This is a genomic window from Giesbergeria giesbergeri, assembly GCF_054779375.1.
This window is the reverse complement of the sequence record NZ_BAAGYJ010000002.1, coordinates 226,330-239,926: the sequence shown is the minus strand read 5'-3', so window position 1 is coordinate 239,926 and position 13,597 is coordinate 226,330. Positions and strand designations below refer to the sequence as shown.

The following is a 13,597-nucleotide window of genomic DNA, read 5'->3' as shown; positions in this document are numbered from 1 at the left end:
TTGATTCAGTCCCAGAAAAACAAAAAACCCGATAACCCCCAGAGGCTTCGAGCTCCAAAAGCAAACGACCAAAAAAAACGGGCGGTGGATACCCGCCCGTGTGGTCGTGAGGGTTCTATTGTAGCCTGCAAACCGTGCCTTGGCACAGTTTGCCCCACAGAAAAAAGGATGTCAGGGCGCAAGTGGCTTGAGCAGTTCGGCAACATCGTTGGCGGTAAACATAGGCTCTTGGCGGGCCGTGGCACCGCTGTACATGCTGTCAGCCAATTGCGCTTTACGCTCTTGCAAGGCCAAGATGCGCTCTTCAATCGTGCCTTGGGCCACCAGCTTGACCACCCAGACGCTTTGCGTTTGGCCGATGCGGTGGGCGCGGTCGGTGGCTTGATTTTCTACCGCTGGGTTCCACCACGGATCGTAATGGATCACGGTATCGGCTTGGGGCAGGTTCAGGCCGACACCGCCGGCCTTGAGGCTGATCAAGAACAGGGGCACTTGGCCGCTGGTGAATTGTTGGATGATGTCATCTCGTTTTTGACTTTGCCCGGTCAGTTTGACCCAAGGCAACTGGCGTTTTTCGAGTTCGGCTTCAATCAGGGCCAGCATACTGGTGAATTGGGAGAACAGCAAAATGCGCCGCCCTTCGGCCAGCATCTCGGGCAATATCTCCATCAGGTATTCCAACTTGGCCGAGGTTGGGACTTTGCGGGCGGCCTCTAGGGGTACCAGTTGTGGAGCGCAGCAAACCTGGCGCAGCTTGAGCAGAGCATCCAAGATGGTCAATTGGGATTTAGCCAGTCCTTGGGTCTCTAATGCGTCACGCACACTGGCTTCCATAGTCAGGCGGATGGTCTCGTAGAGGTTGGCCTGTGGGCCTGCCAGTTCTATGCGCATCACGGTCTCGACCTTTGGAGGCAGATCGGCAGCCACTAAGGCTTTGGTGCGCCTGAGCATGAATGGTGTGACACGGGCACGCAACTGTGCCAAGCGGGTGCTGTCGCCCCATTTTTCAATGGGTTGACGAAAAATTTCGGTGAAACGTTTTTGGCTCCCTAAAAAGCCGGGCATCAGAAAATGGAACAAGCTCCAGATCTCACCCAAGTGGTTCTCCATCGGGGTACCCGATAGACACAAACGGTGGCGGGTCTGCAATTCACCGACCACCTGTGCCGCTTGGGTGCTGGCGTTTTTGATATTTTGGGCTTCATCGAGCACCACCAGATGCCAGTGCTGCGCCAACCAACGCTTGCGGTCGCGTTGCAACAGAGAGTAGGGCGCGATGACCAGATCGCAATCGGCGATGTCTTCTACGACAGCATGGCGATCTTTTCCATGCAACACCAAAGAGCGCAATTGCGGACAGAACCGTGCCGCTTCGCGCTGCCAGTTGCCCATGAGGCTCACGGGGGCGATGATCAGGGCAGGGACTGTCAGACGCCCGGCCTCTTTTTCAACCTGTATATGCACCAAGGTTTGCAAGGTCTTGCCCAAGCCCATGTCATCGGCCAAGATGCCACCCAAACCGTGGTGGCGCAAGAACTGTAGCCAGTTGAGCCCCTGTTGCTGATAAGGGCGCAGCTGGGCTTGCACGCTGGTGGGGAGGGGCACGTCAGGCAGTGGAGACTGGTGGTGAAGTTGCTGCACCAACGAATGCAAAGCCGTAGCACCGGCCCACACCGCCCCCTCACCCAGGGCCGCACTGGTGCGCAGTGCATCCATGCGCGACAAGCGCAAACTGTTGGCAGTGAAGTCGTGCTGGCGGTCTCCCACCAAGTCAAACAGTGCCGCCAGCCAAGGCTGCAAAGCAGCCGTGGGCAACCGCAGAAAACCCGTAGTACGGTGAGGTGCTGGCACAAACAGGAAGGGCGGCAGTTGTCGCTGGCCCGTCTGGGGGTCTGTGGGGCTGTGGGCGACTGTGGCAATGATCTCTGGCAGCAAGGGCAGAATGTTGTGGCGTTGGCCGTCAATTTCTATGCCCAGTGACAACTCAAACCACGGTGAGGTAGCAACAGCCTCCGTACTGTCTTCTAAACCGGGGGGGATGCCCTCGGGTTGTAGTCGCACATTCAACTGATCGGCGCGAATAATCCACTGCTGCAAGGCTGTATCGGTGGTGATTTGGAAGCCTGCCGTCCGCAAAGTGGCAAAGTCCTCATCCAACCATTGCAACCACTGTTGGCGCCCTGCGGCATGGCCCAATTGAAACTGGCCGTGATCGCCAAGGGGGGTCAGGCCCAAACCCAGCAGTTGCGCCATCGCATGTTGTTCGGCAGCCAAGTCTCGGTGCAACAGCACTTGGTTGGTTTGCCCTGCCGTGGCCTCCACCAAGACGGTGGCTTGTGCTGTAGGCCACCAGCCCGACAGCCCTTGGTAATCAAAACGCAGCTGGGCGCTGAGCATGCCCAGCTGGCCCTGTTGGGGCGCAGGCGTGGGACTAAGGTGCAATTGGGCTTGGGGGGAGACTCCACGCAGCACGGTGATGTCTTGCACCACAGCCGGCAGCGGCAGATGGCCCAGTTGCTCTATCAGCGTTCGTTGGTGCTGCTTTAACAGGGTCTCTGAGGCTGGTGGAGCTTGCAGCAATACGGCCAACTGTGCGGGGGTGAAGCCGGGCATGTGCACGGGGCCGCACAGGCCGTGTGCAGCATCCAGATACAGTGGCGGCTGATTGGCACAGAGTTGCATGCCCTCTTGTACCGCCACAGCCTGCAATTGCCATAGCGGGGCAGCGCCAGTGGGGGCGATATCCTTGGTTTTCCAACTCCACTGTGCTGTGTGTGCTTCGCCCCATTGCACCGGCATACCAGGTTGCCCATCGGTCTGGGTCAGAAACAACCGTTTGGTGCTGGCAGCATGTTGGAGGGCAGATGCAACCATCGGCCCTTGCAAAACCACCCCTTCGTGCAGTATGCGATGGCCTGTCGGGCTGCTTGCGTGCTGCTGCGATGGTTGGGCCGGGCGCTGTGGAAGGCAGCAAATGCTGCGCAGCAATTCCACCGTAGTGCGATCGTCCTCGCTGGCTTGTTGGTAGAGGGGATCGCTCGGCAAGGGCAGATGGTTGAGGTGGCGCACCTTGGCCCAACCACCCGCCTTTTTGGGGTAGGACTGCACCAGGTGTAGGCACAGCATGGGCAGCCTATCAGCATCAGGCACGGTGCGCTCTTCTGGTACGGCCAGCGCCAGCAGGTACAAAAAACAGTCTGCCCGCTGGGGAGGATGATTTGCTGTAGTGGGGGCTGTACGCGGATGGCTTTGCTCCAGCGTATGTAACCATTGCAGCCATTGCGTGTCTATCAGGGCACGGGCTGTAGCCTGTTGCTGGCGTTGTTGTTCTGCCACGCTTTCTTCTGAAGCGGCTCGCTCGGCTTGCAAGGCCTCAGGGCTCAAGCGGATGGTTCCGGGCAGGCCGATGTCCGGAAAGGCTTCATGGCCGTGGTGCGAAGCATGCAGCAACAAAGCCACTGCATGTTTGCATTGGTGGCCGACTGGGCAACTGCACTCACTCTCCCAGCTATAGGGTTGACCAGTCATATCGACATGGACTTCAATGCTCAGTGTGTAAGGTGCCGTGGCACTGCCCTGAACCTGACCAAACACTTGCCAATGGTCATCCAGTGCTTCAATATCAAACGCGAGGATGGCACCTTGGCGGTACAGCTCTTGCCCTCGCTGCCCCGTGGAATGGCCCGCGCCGTGGGCGATGGTGGTCAGAGGAATCCAAGGAGCCTGAGCACTGGACGGTCGAACAAAGCGGGACATGGGGGATGGAGAACAATCAGCAACATTCTGCCGTTATGGGTGGGCTGCACGCAGACGCTCAAACAGCAGTTGTGCTTGGGGATCGATACAGGCGGGCGCAGGAATGCTGGCCAACATACGGGCCAGCACCCCGGCCTGTGGGGGCAATGGCCCCAAAAAACACACCTGTGTGGTGTTGGCCAACAACAGGGTCGGAAAGGTTTCAATGTCCAAGTCACCAAGCAAGTCTGCTTCGTCCTCGACATCTACCCAGACAAAGCGCATGTGCGGGTGTTGCACTGCGGCGGCGTTAAAAACATCGACATAGGCATCGCAGGTGCGACACCAAGCGGCACACAGGCAAATGACCCAATGGGTAGGGGCGATGGAAGCAGAGGTGGGCACAGGTATGAAACTGGAGCGGGGAGCAGCGCCGATTGTGCCCCAAGCCATCGGCGTCACCACTGGGCCTGTAGTGTGCAGGCACCAGCCCAGACAGCCCCCATCGGCACGCGGTCTTTGACTGGCAGGGCTGTCAGTACGGAACTACACTGGACAAATATTGTCCTCTTAATTTACTGCTGGAGTTTTACGATGGATGTCTCTCTCACCAACCAGATCATCAACACGGCCACGGCCATGAATCAGGCCAAAACGGCGCAGGAAGTGAGCACGACGGTGCTCAAAAAGAGCATGGACATGCAGGAGTCTGCGGCAGCAACGCTGCTTCAGGCATTGCCCCAAGTGCCCCCCTTGGCGACATCGGGCTCTTTAGGTACCCAAGTGAACACCTACGCCTAAAACACGGGTTGACCTAAGCGGGTTAGTCGTCGGCATCCGGGCGGGCATACCAGTCGATAGGGTCTTGCTGCAACACCATGTCGATATCCAACCCCAAGGCCAACCCTACTTCGGCCGGAAAACTGACGGCCAATTCTTTGTCGTTCATGCCTGCTTCGCGGGCGCGGGCACGCCAAGCAGCCAAATGAATGACCCCGGCCAAGGGCTCATAGGCTTGGTTGTCAAAAGGGGCATCTTGGTAATTGATGGCGTCAATGACCACCTGTGGCAGTTGCCAGCGCCGCGCCAATGCGGCACTCACATCGCCATAACAATACCCCAACAGCCGCAGCTCCAGTTTGCTGCGCCGAATGTCTAGCGGCGGTAGCAAGGCATTGATGGATGGCATTCTGTCGGGGTGCCCCCAATGGATGAGCAGCTCACCCAATGCGTGCAATAAGCCCGCCGTGTAGGCGGCTATCTGGTTTTGCTGCACAGTGCCCGCCAAAGAGCGGGCCAGTTTGGCCGTGTTGCGACTGTAGCGCCAGAAGTGTTGCAAATTCATGCCCGGCACCGAGCGCGAAGTGGTTCCTAAGGGTGCTGTTTGCACCAAGGCCCGCAGATGAGCCACCTCTAGCAGCGCCAGCGCCTCGGAAATGCCCGCCAACTGCCCTGACAGGCCAAAATCTGCCCCATTCGCCAGCGCCAACAGGCGGGCAGCCAGGGCCGGATCGGTGCCAAACAGTTGATTGAGGCGGCGCAGATTGGGTTCATCTTGCGCCAACTCCGTCATCAGCAAGGCTACGGCGCGCGGCAGGCTGGGCAGCGCCGGGGACATCTCCAGCAGGGCGTGCAAGTCCATAGGTGGTCAGTGGCCCTTGCGTTGCTGCAATTTGGCAAAGGCAGAAGCCATTGCCGAGGGGGGCGCTGTTGCAGTATCCCGGCCACGGGCTGCCTGCTGTTGGCGGCCAGCGGGCGCAAAGCGATGGTCTCGTGCGCCATCGCGGCGGGCCGGGGCGGCATCGAGTTTCATGCTCAGGCTGATGCGTTTGCGCTCTACATCCACTTCAAGCACCTTGACCTTGACGATATCGCCGGTCTTGACCACCTCACGGGCATCACTGACAAACTTGTGCGCTAACTGGCTCACATGCACCAAACCGTCTTGGTGTACCCCCAAATCGACAAAAGCACCAAACTGGGCCACATTGCTCACCGTACCTTCGAGCACCATGCCTTCGCGCAGGTCTTTGATGTCTTCTACGCCTTCGTTAAAACGCGCCACCTTAAAGTCTGGACGCGGGTCGCGGCCTGGCTTTTCTAGCTCACTCAAAATATCTTTGACGGTAATGACACCAAACTGTGGATTGGCAAACAGCTCTGGGCGCAATGTTTTGAGCATCTCAGCACGGCCCATCAATTCGGCCACAGGTTTGCCTGTGTGGGCGATGATGGCTTGCACCACCGGGTAGGTTTCGGGGTGGACGCTGGTCATGTCCAGCGGGTTGTCGCCCCCCCGGATGCGCAAAAACCCGGCCGCTTGTTCAAAGGTTTTGGGCCCCAACCCTGTCACTTCGAGCAGTTGTTTGCGGTTGCGGAAAGCCCCGTGGGCTTCGCGCCAACGCACCACGGCTTTGGCTACGCTAGGCGATAGCCCCGACACCCGCGACAACAACGGCACGCTGGCAGTATTGAGATCGACGCCCACCGAATTGACACAGTCCTCCACCACGGTGCCCAACGTGCGGGCCAACTCGCTCTGGTTCACATCGTGCTGGTATTGACCAACGCCAATGCTTTTGGGGTCGATTTTGACCAGTTCGGCCAGTGGGTCTTGCAAGCGACGGGCAATACTGGCCGCACCACGCAAGCTGACATCGACCTCGGGCATCTCTTGGCTGGCGTATTCGCTGGCGGAATAGACCGAAGCCCCGGCCTCACTGACCACTATCTTTTGCACACCAGTAAGGGACGGACTGGCCTTTTCCAGCAACTTGATGAGATCGGCAGCCAGCTTGTCGGTCTCGCGGCTGGCGGTGCCATTGCCAATGGCAATCAGTTGCACACCATGCTTACGGCAGAGCTGGGACAGGGTGTGCAGGGCACCATCCCAATCCTTGCGAGGCTCGTGGGGGTACACAGTGTGGGTATCGACCAGCTTGCCGGTGGCATCTACCACAGCCACTTTCACGCCGGTGCGGATACCGGGGTCTAACCCCATCACCACCCGTGGCCCTGCTGGGGCCGCCAGCAGCAAATCGCGTAGATTGTCGGCAAACACTTTGATGGCGACTTTTTCGGCTTCTTCGCGCAAACGCGAGAACAAATCGCGTTCGGTAGACAAGCTGAGTTTGACGCGCCAGGCCCACGCCACGCATTTGCGGATCAGATCGTCGGCGGCACGGCCCGCATGGCTCCAGCGCAAATGGACGGCTATTTTGCCTTCGGCCAAACTGGGGTGACCGGGTTCGGGTTCTATGGGCTGCACCAGTTTGGCATCCAATATCTCCAGTGTCCGGCCCCGAAACACCGCCAGCGTCCGGTGGGACGGCACGCGGCCTATGGGCTCGTCGTAGTCAAAATAATCGCGAAACTTGGCTACTTCAGGATCGGATTCGATCTTGCCATCTACTTTTTTGCTGCGCAGCAAGCCTTCGGCCCATAACCACTCGCGCAGCGATTGCACCAGTACGGCATCTTCGGCCCAACGCTCCGACAAAATATCGCGCACGCCATCCAACACCGCAGGCACGGTAGAAAAGTCCGGGCCAGGCTTGCCATCGTCCAAGGTTTGCGCCGGACGCAAAAAGGCCAGCGCCTCTTGGGCAGGATTCAGTGTCGGATCGGCCAGCAGTTGGTCGGCCAGTGGTTCAATGCCGGCTTCTTTGGCCATTTGGCCCTTGGTGCGGCGCTTTTGTTTGAACGGCAGGTAGAGGTCTTCCAGCTCCTGCTTGGTTGGGGCTGCGGCAATGGCCGCGCGCAGAACATCGGTGAGCTTGCCCTGTTCATCAATCGCCTTGAGCACAGTCAGGCGTCGGTCTTCCAACTCGCGCAGATAAGACAGACGGGCTTCGATCTCGCGCAGCTGGATATCATCCAGCCCTTGCGTAGCCTCTTTGCGATAGCGAGCGATAAACGGCACCGTTGCGCCGCTGTCGAGCAGCTCCACGGCTGTTTGCACCTGCTGGGCCGTCACCCGGATTTCTGTGGCAATTTGCCCGATGATTTTTTGCATTGCTAAGAACAGTGAGCCTTGCGGCAGCCATCAAAAAGCGGGCGAGTGTGCCACAGGCATTTTTCAGATTTTTTATTTGATCAAAGCCAACATGTCTTTGAAGGCAGGGTGCTCACAACTACCCAACCATTCAAAAGCCACCATCTCCGTGGTGACCAATTCAGCACCCGCCCCGGCCAAGCGGTCAAAGGCCGCATCGCGGTTGCGTTCAGTGCGCGAGCTGCACGCATCGGTCACGACCCACACCTCGAAGTCTTCGGCCAAGAGCTCTAAGGCCGTTTGCAAGAGGCAGACATGGGCCTCACAGCCTGCAATCACAATGCTGGGGCGCTCGGGCGCCGCCGGTTGCGCTGGTTTTTGCAGGTGTTTGGGCAGGCTGCGCGCATTGCCGCCTTGGGGTTTGACGGGAGGTCGCAACCAATCGGCCAAGCCATCGGGCACTGCACTGAAGTGCATTTTGTTTAAAGTCTTGCGGCACAGCGCCCGCAAGGCCGCATCGTTGGGGCCAAGGCGATCAGGGTTTTGCTCCGTGCCCCAAACAGGCACGTCCAACATCTGTGCCATCGTCGCCAGACGCACCGCATTGGCCAGCACCACTGGGCCTTCGTGGATGGCAGGCATCAGACGGGTCTGGTAGTCCACCAGCACGAGTTGGGATTCAGCAGCGTCCAGCAGCATGGAGAGGTCTTTCTTGAGTTCAATACAGGGGCAGATTGTCGCAGCGCCCGCTAAGGCTGTAGCGTTTGCAAGGCATCGCTCAACGCAGGTGCCAGCGCAACACAATTGCTGGGGTGTAGCACGGCATCTGTGCTCCAGAAGTGCTCAACTCCGGCATCGTGCAGGGCTTGCAATGCAGCCGCATCCAACAAGGCATGGGTCACAGCCACGTCCACTGAAGTGGCACCAGCGGCCCGCAGCAGTGCTGTGGCTTGGATCAGTGTATGCCCAGTGCTAGCCATATCGTCCAGCAACACAACTGCCCGCCCTTGCACTGGCACAGGCGGCAAGACAATGCTGACCTGTCGGTCGCCATGGCGCTCCTTGGTACAAACCGCATGGTCTAGGTTGTGGCGGGCCGCTGCTTGGGCCACCCATTGTGCTGATTCGCCATCGGGCCCCATCAACAAGGCACCCGCACGCTGTTGGACGATCCAATCGGCCAACAGGGGCGCACCACTGACCACGACCGTTTGCATGGCGGGTACCGCTTCGTGCAAGGTAGCCACCCGGTGTAGGTGTGGGTCCACGGTCAGCACAGCATCAAACAGGCCTGCCAGAAAATCTCCCACCACACGCTGGCTCACGGCCTCGCCGGGGTGAAAAGCGATGTCTTGGCGCATATAGGCCAAATAGGGGGCGACCAGCGTCAGGTGCTGCACGCCCAGACGGCGGGCCGTCTGGGCCGCCAACAGCAACTCCACCAGTTTGTCATTGGGTTGGTGCAGGCCACGCAGCAACACCACCCGTGGCGGCAACAAGCCTTGGGCATCGACTGGCAGTGTCAATTTGAGCTCCCCATCCGGGAAGCGGTGGCGTGCAATAGGCCTTGCTTGCAAGCCAGTGGCACGGGCCAGCCGCTCGGCGCTGGCCTGCTCATCGGCGAAGAACAGCAAACAGGTGGTGGGGCTGTGCAATGCAGTCATAGTGCTCAAAACTCCACAAAGACACGGGGCAAATCGTCTGCCGTACCAATGCGGTAGGCACTGGCCCGGCTGCTGGCTTGACGGGCAAACTCCAAGTCGGCGGCATAGCCCGCATAGACACGGTACAACACGTCCCCTGCGGTCACGGCATCGCCCAACTTGCACAGCAGGTCAACACCCGCCCTTTGCACTTTGGGCGCACCCGCCAAACGGGCAATGCGGGCAATTTGCAAATTGTCGATACCCGCCACCACCCCACTGGCGGGCGCAAGCACCTCAAAACTCAGCGGCCCCAAGGGGGGGTGGTTGTGGTCAAAGTCTTTACCGCCTTGGGCGGCGATGATGTCACGCATCCGTGCCAACGCACGGCCTGAGTCCAGAATATCGCGGGCAATGGCATAGCCATCACCACCGCGAATGTCTGGATCGCACTCAATCAAGCGCCCGGCCAAGCGCAGGGCTTTTTGTCGCAGATCATTGGGGGCTCTTGGGTCGTTTTCGAGCACCCGCATCACATCACGCGCTTCCAGCACTGGGCCAATACCGCTGCCCACTGGCTGGCGGCCATCCGTAATCACCACATCCAGCGACAACTGCAAGCGCCGCGCCACATACTCAAACAAACGGCGCAGGCGCTGGGCCTCGGGCATGGAGCGCACCTTGGCCGTGGGGCCAATCGGGATATCCAACACCAGATGGGTGGAACCCGCCGCAATCTTTTTCGACAAGATAGATGCCACCATCTGCCCTGGCGAATCAATCGACAATGGGCGCTCCACCGAAATCAACACATCATCGGCTGGCGAGAGTTGGGCTGTGCCCCCCCAAGCCAAACAACCGCGATGGTCGCGCACGATGTCGGCCAGTTGCTCTAAGGGCAGTTCCACATTGGCCAGCACCTCCATGGTGTCTGCCGTGCCTGCAGGCGAAGTGATAGCGCGTGAAGACGTTTTGGGACACAACATGCCATGTGCGGCCACAATGGGCACAATCAGCATAGAGGTGCGGTTGCCCGGAATGCCGCCAATACAGTGCTTGTCTACCACCCTGGGCTCATGCCAATCCAGCCGCTGGCCCGTAGCCACCATTGCATCAGACAGAAAGAACACTTCTTCTCGGTCGAGTTCATCGCGGTTGCAAGCCACCACAAAGGCCGTCAGTTCGATCTTGGAGTAGCGATGTCGGGCAATGTCGCGCACGATGGCATGAAAATCCTCGCGCGCTAGCCGTTCACCGGCAATTTTTCGGAACAGTGCCCCCATGGATTCGGGCGGTTCTGCCTGAGACACCGTAACGGTATGACCATCAGACACCCCCAGTTGGGCAAAGGCATCTTCCGATAAGCCCAACTCTTGGCAGCCCACAATCGACAAATCATCGACCACATTGACCGTAGCCAGAATGCGCCGCCCATTGCTGCGCACCTCGATTTTGGACAGGGCTTGAAAGCCCTCCGCGCGGTAGACGGCGCAATCGCGGTGCAGATAGGCAACGTTTTCACGCCAAGTATCAATGGCCACACGGCGCACCGCCAATTGAGAGACGGGCACTACCACTGGGGCAGACTCGGCCACTGCCATAGCAGAAGAGGGGGTAATTTCAGCAGTCATAGTGACAAGACTACACCGGATTAACCGGCCCGCGTACCGGGTCTGCACAGGCAAGCATGGCAAAAGTGAGTGCAATGACAGGTTTTTCTGGTTTTGGGCTGGCCTTGACCGTGTTACCCTTCGCGCCCATGTCTAAATGGTTTTGCATCCTGTTGATTGCTTGCGCCAGCGCCCATGCGGCCCCTGGTGCAGCACCCGCCGACGACGCAGTACAGGTTTTGAACGACAAAAGCCTGCTCAACCAACTCGTTGAAATCCAACACAACGTGGCAGAAAAAGCCCAGAGCAAACTCTCCGCAGTCGGGCAAAACGTGAGCCAGACCGCACACCAGGTGGCCGATAGCACTGCCGATTTGGTGATCACCTCCATGGGTTTTTTGGGCTTGCCCTACCGCCGTGGTGGCAGCAGCGCAGAAACTGGCTTTGATTGCAGTGGCTTTGTTCGGGCGATGTACCAACAAACCGTTGGCATGCTGTTGCCGCGCCGGGCCAGCGATCAGGCAGCCTCCACCCAAGTCATCGACAAAAAAGAGCTCAAGCCTGGCGATTTGGTGTTTTTTAACACGATGCGCCGTGCCTTCAGCCATGTGGGCATCTATGTAGGCAATGGCAAGTTCATCCATTCGCCCCGCAGTGGCTCCGAAGTGCGTGTAGAAGACATGCGCGAGAGCTACTGGGCCAAGCGTTTCAATGGTGCCCGCCGGGTGGCTGGCATTGACGAAGGCGCCAAGACTTACTGAACCACACCACCCGATGGTGTGGCCCGCCCCATAGTGCAGGCCAAGGGCGGGGCCAGTTGGTTCAATCTTCTCCTTGGATCACGCGGTTACGGCCACTGTTTTTGGCACGGTACAAAGCATCATCGGCTTGGCGCAAGACACGCTGGTAATCGGGGTGCCCATTGTGGGCAGCCACGCCCACACTGATGGTCAGGTGCAGGGTATGGTCTTGCGGTAGACGAAACGCCTCGCGCTCGATCAGCTTGCGCAGCTTCTCGGCCATTTTTATGGCGTCGCCCAGTTTGGTATCTACCAGCAAGACTAAAAACTCCTCGCCCCCCATGCGGAAGATGTAATCTCCACCACGGCTGCTGTTGGTCAGTATGGCTGCCATCTGCTGTAGCACCATATCTCCGGCTTCATGCCCATACCGATCATTGACCTGTTTGAAATGGTCAATATCAATCGCCAGCAAGGCAAAACTGCTCTTGCGCTGGCGAGAGAAATTAATTTCTTTACTCAACACCACGGGCAAAAACTTGCGGTTGAGCAAGCGGGTGAGTACATCACGGCCCGCCTCTAACTCGTTGTTTTGTGCAAACAAACAGTCCAGATGGTAGGCAATGCTCTTGGTGGCATCGCGCAATTCGCGCAGACACAGTACCCGGTTTGCTTGCAAGGAGGCGGGTGCCAAGGCAAACATGGGCAGTAGCACCTCGTCTACCCGATCTATGGCATCCAAAATCATTGTGGCTTCTGTGGAGCCATGAAAGGCATGTGCCCCCTTGTGGCGAAACCACAGGCCAAACTCTGAAGAGCCTAATCGGGGGAGTTGGGCAGCATCAGCCCCCACCGCCTGATCGAACATCAACTGGTTTTCCCAGGCCAACAAGGCGGCACGCTGGCGCTCGCGTTCAGAGCCTACATGCTGCGACACCGAAAACAGACGGTAGGCTTCTTCGGCACGCGAGTTGCGGTCGTTGGCCGAGGAGTAGGTCTGACTCATGATCTCCATGGCCGTGTCAATCACCCCCACCGCCAGCCGGGTAGCTATGTGTGCTTGTTCACCTTGCAATTCTGGGTCTGCATGGAGCAGATCGACAAATCGCTCTTTGAGGCATCGGGCACCCCGCAGCACCAAATGCACTGGAATGCCAATACGGGCATGCACTTCGCCAATATGAATTTGCTGCGCCACAATCGGCAGCAGGTCGGTATCGCTGCGTGCAGAAAATACGGTAGTGATCCACCGCTGCATAGAACCATGCAGGCGCTCCTGCACTTGCTCATGGGAGAGAAACTGCGATACCACCGCATCTCCGAGCATTTGCTCATAAAAATAGCTCGCCAGAGCCACTTGGTGGGTTTGCGCCTGTAAATAGATGCGTTCATGCACCCCATTGGGCACCACAGCCAACAACCGACCCCATTCGCGGGCCAATTGTTCGGGAGAGATTTTGGGCATGTTGTTTTTTGAATCCGACAAGGGGCGCAAGCTTAGCCGCAAATCGGGAACCGGGGCACACGCTGGTGTATCACATCGTGAATGGAAAAAAGGTCTTTCTGGCAAGGCCGTACTATCCCTTGTTAATGGTTCATTTCATGTTGCAGGAGGTGCTGTATGTTTTCGTTGATTGGAACGCTGTTCGTGGGTTTGATCGTGGGGTTATTGGCCAGGGCGCTCAAGCCTGGCGATGACAAATTGGGTTGGATCATGACGGCGGTGTTGGGGGTGGCTGGCTCGTTTGTAGCAACGGCAGTCGGCAATTGGTTGGGCTGGTACCGGCCTGGTCAAGCAGCAGGCTGGATCGCTTCGGTGTTGGGTGCGATCACCTTGTTGGTGATTTATGGCCTGATAAAGAAAAAGGACTAACG

At 58.4% G+C, this 13,597-nt stretch carries 11 protein-coding genes; 3 read left to right on the top strand and 8 right to left on the bottom strand.

The window, feature by feature from the left end; all coding sequences use genetic code 11:
• Positions 1-171: 171 nt before the first annotated feature.
• Together ACYVB2_RS05195 and ACYVB2_RS05190 are read right to left on the bottom strand one after the other, a co-directional pair.
• Entirely contained in the window at positions 172-3,756 is a 3,585-nt protein-coding gene (locus ACYVB2_RS05195) for a DEAD/DEAH box helicase (RefSeq protein WP_382430821.1), read from the bottom strand.
• Between the two features lie 33 nt (positions 3,757-3,789).
• Positions 3,790-4,140: a thioredoxin family protein gene (locus ACYVB2_RS05190; protein WP_382430823.1), complete on the bottom strand. Its 351-nt coding sequence runs from the start codon at positions 4,138-4,140 to the stop codon at positions 3,790-3,792.
• 189 nt (positions 4,141-4,329) lie between these two features.
• Here ACYVB2_RS05190 and ACYVB2_RS05185 point away from each other — a divergent pair, with 189 nt between their 5' ends.
• Positions 4,330-4,536, top strand: a complete 207-nt coding sequence (locus ACYVB2_RS05185; protein ID WP_382430825.1) for a YjfB family protein — start codon at positions 4,330-4,332, stop codon at positions 4,534-4,536.
• Positions 4,537-4,558: 22 nt separating this feature from the next.
• Here ACYVB2_RS05185 and ACYVB2_RS05180 read toward each other — a convergent pair whose 3' ends face one another.
• The 5 genes from ACYVB2_RS05180 to ACYVB2_RS05160 all read right to left on the bottom strand — a co-directional run bounded on the left by ACYVB2_RS05180 (position 4,559) and on the right by ACYVB2_RS05160 (position 10,973).
• On the bottom strand, positions 4,559-5,377 hold the full coding sequence (locus tag ACYVB2_RS05180; RefSeq protein ID WP_382430827.1) for an HDOD domain-containing protein: 819 nt from the start codon (positions 5,375-5,377) through the stop codon (positions 4,559-4,561).
• Positions 5,378-5,383: 6 nt separating this feature from the next.
• Positions 5,384-7,750, bottom strand: a complete 2,367-nt coding sequence (locus ACYVB2_RS05175; protein ID WP_382430828.1) for a Tex family protein — start codon at positions 7,748-7,750, stop codon at positions 5,384-5,386.
• Positions 7,751-7,822: 72 nt separating this feature from the next.
• Positions 7,823-8,428, bottom strand: coding sequence for an isochorismatase family protein (locus tag ACYVB2_RS05170; RefSeq protein ID WP_382430830.1), 606 nt, complete (start codon positions 8,426-8,428; stop codon positions 7,823-7,825).
• 50 nt (positions 8,429-8,478) lie between these two features.
• Complete coding sequence (locus ACYVB2_RS05165; protein ID WP_382430832.1) at positions 8,479-9,393, bottom strand: ribose-phosphate diphosphokinase; 915 nt, start codon at positions 9,391-9,393, stop codon at positions 8,479-8,481.
• 5 nt (positions 9,394-9,398) lie between these two features.
• Positions 9,399-10,973, bottom strand: a complete 1,575-nt coding sequence (locus ACYVB2_RS05160) for a thymidine phosphorylase family protein (RefSeq protein WP_382431254.1) — start codon at positions 10,971-10,973, stop codon at positions 9,399-9,401.
• Between the two features lie 158 nt (positions 10,974-11,131).
• On the opposite strand from ACYVB2_RS05160, the gene ACYVB2_RS05155 reads away from it, so the two are divergent.
• Positions 11,132-11,743 carry a C40 family peptidase gene (locus tag ACYVB2_RS05155; protein WP_382430834.1) on the top strand — a complete coding sequence of 204 codons (612 nt, stop codon included), beginning with the start codon at positions 11,132-11,134 and terminating at the stop codon, positions 11,741-11,743.
• A gap of 61 nt (positions 11,744-11,804) precedes the next feature.
• Here the strand turns inward: ACYVB2_RS05155 and ACYVB2_RS05150 are convergent, their stop codons facing one another.
• On the bottom strand, positions 11,805-13,187 hold the full coding sequence (locus ACYVB2_RS05150) for a diguanylate cyclase (RefSeq protein ID WP_382430836.1): 1,383 nt from the start codon (positions 13,185-13,187) through the stop codon (positions 11,805-11,807).
• A gap of 156 nt (positions 13,188-13,343) precedes the next feature.
• On the opposite strand from ACYVB2_RS05150, the gene ACYVB2_RS05145 reads away from it, so the two are divergent.
• Positions 13,344-13,595, top strand: a complete 252-nt coding sequence (locus tag ACYVB2_RS05145; RefSeq protein ID WP_382430838.1) for a GlsB/YeaQ/YmgE family stress response membrane protein — start codon at positions 13,344-13,346, stop codon at positions 13,593-13,595.
• Positions 13,596-13,597 lie beyond the last annotated feature (2 nt).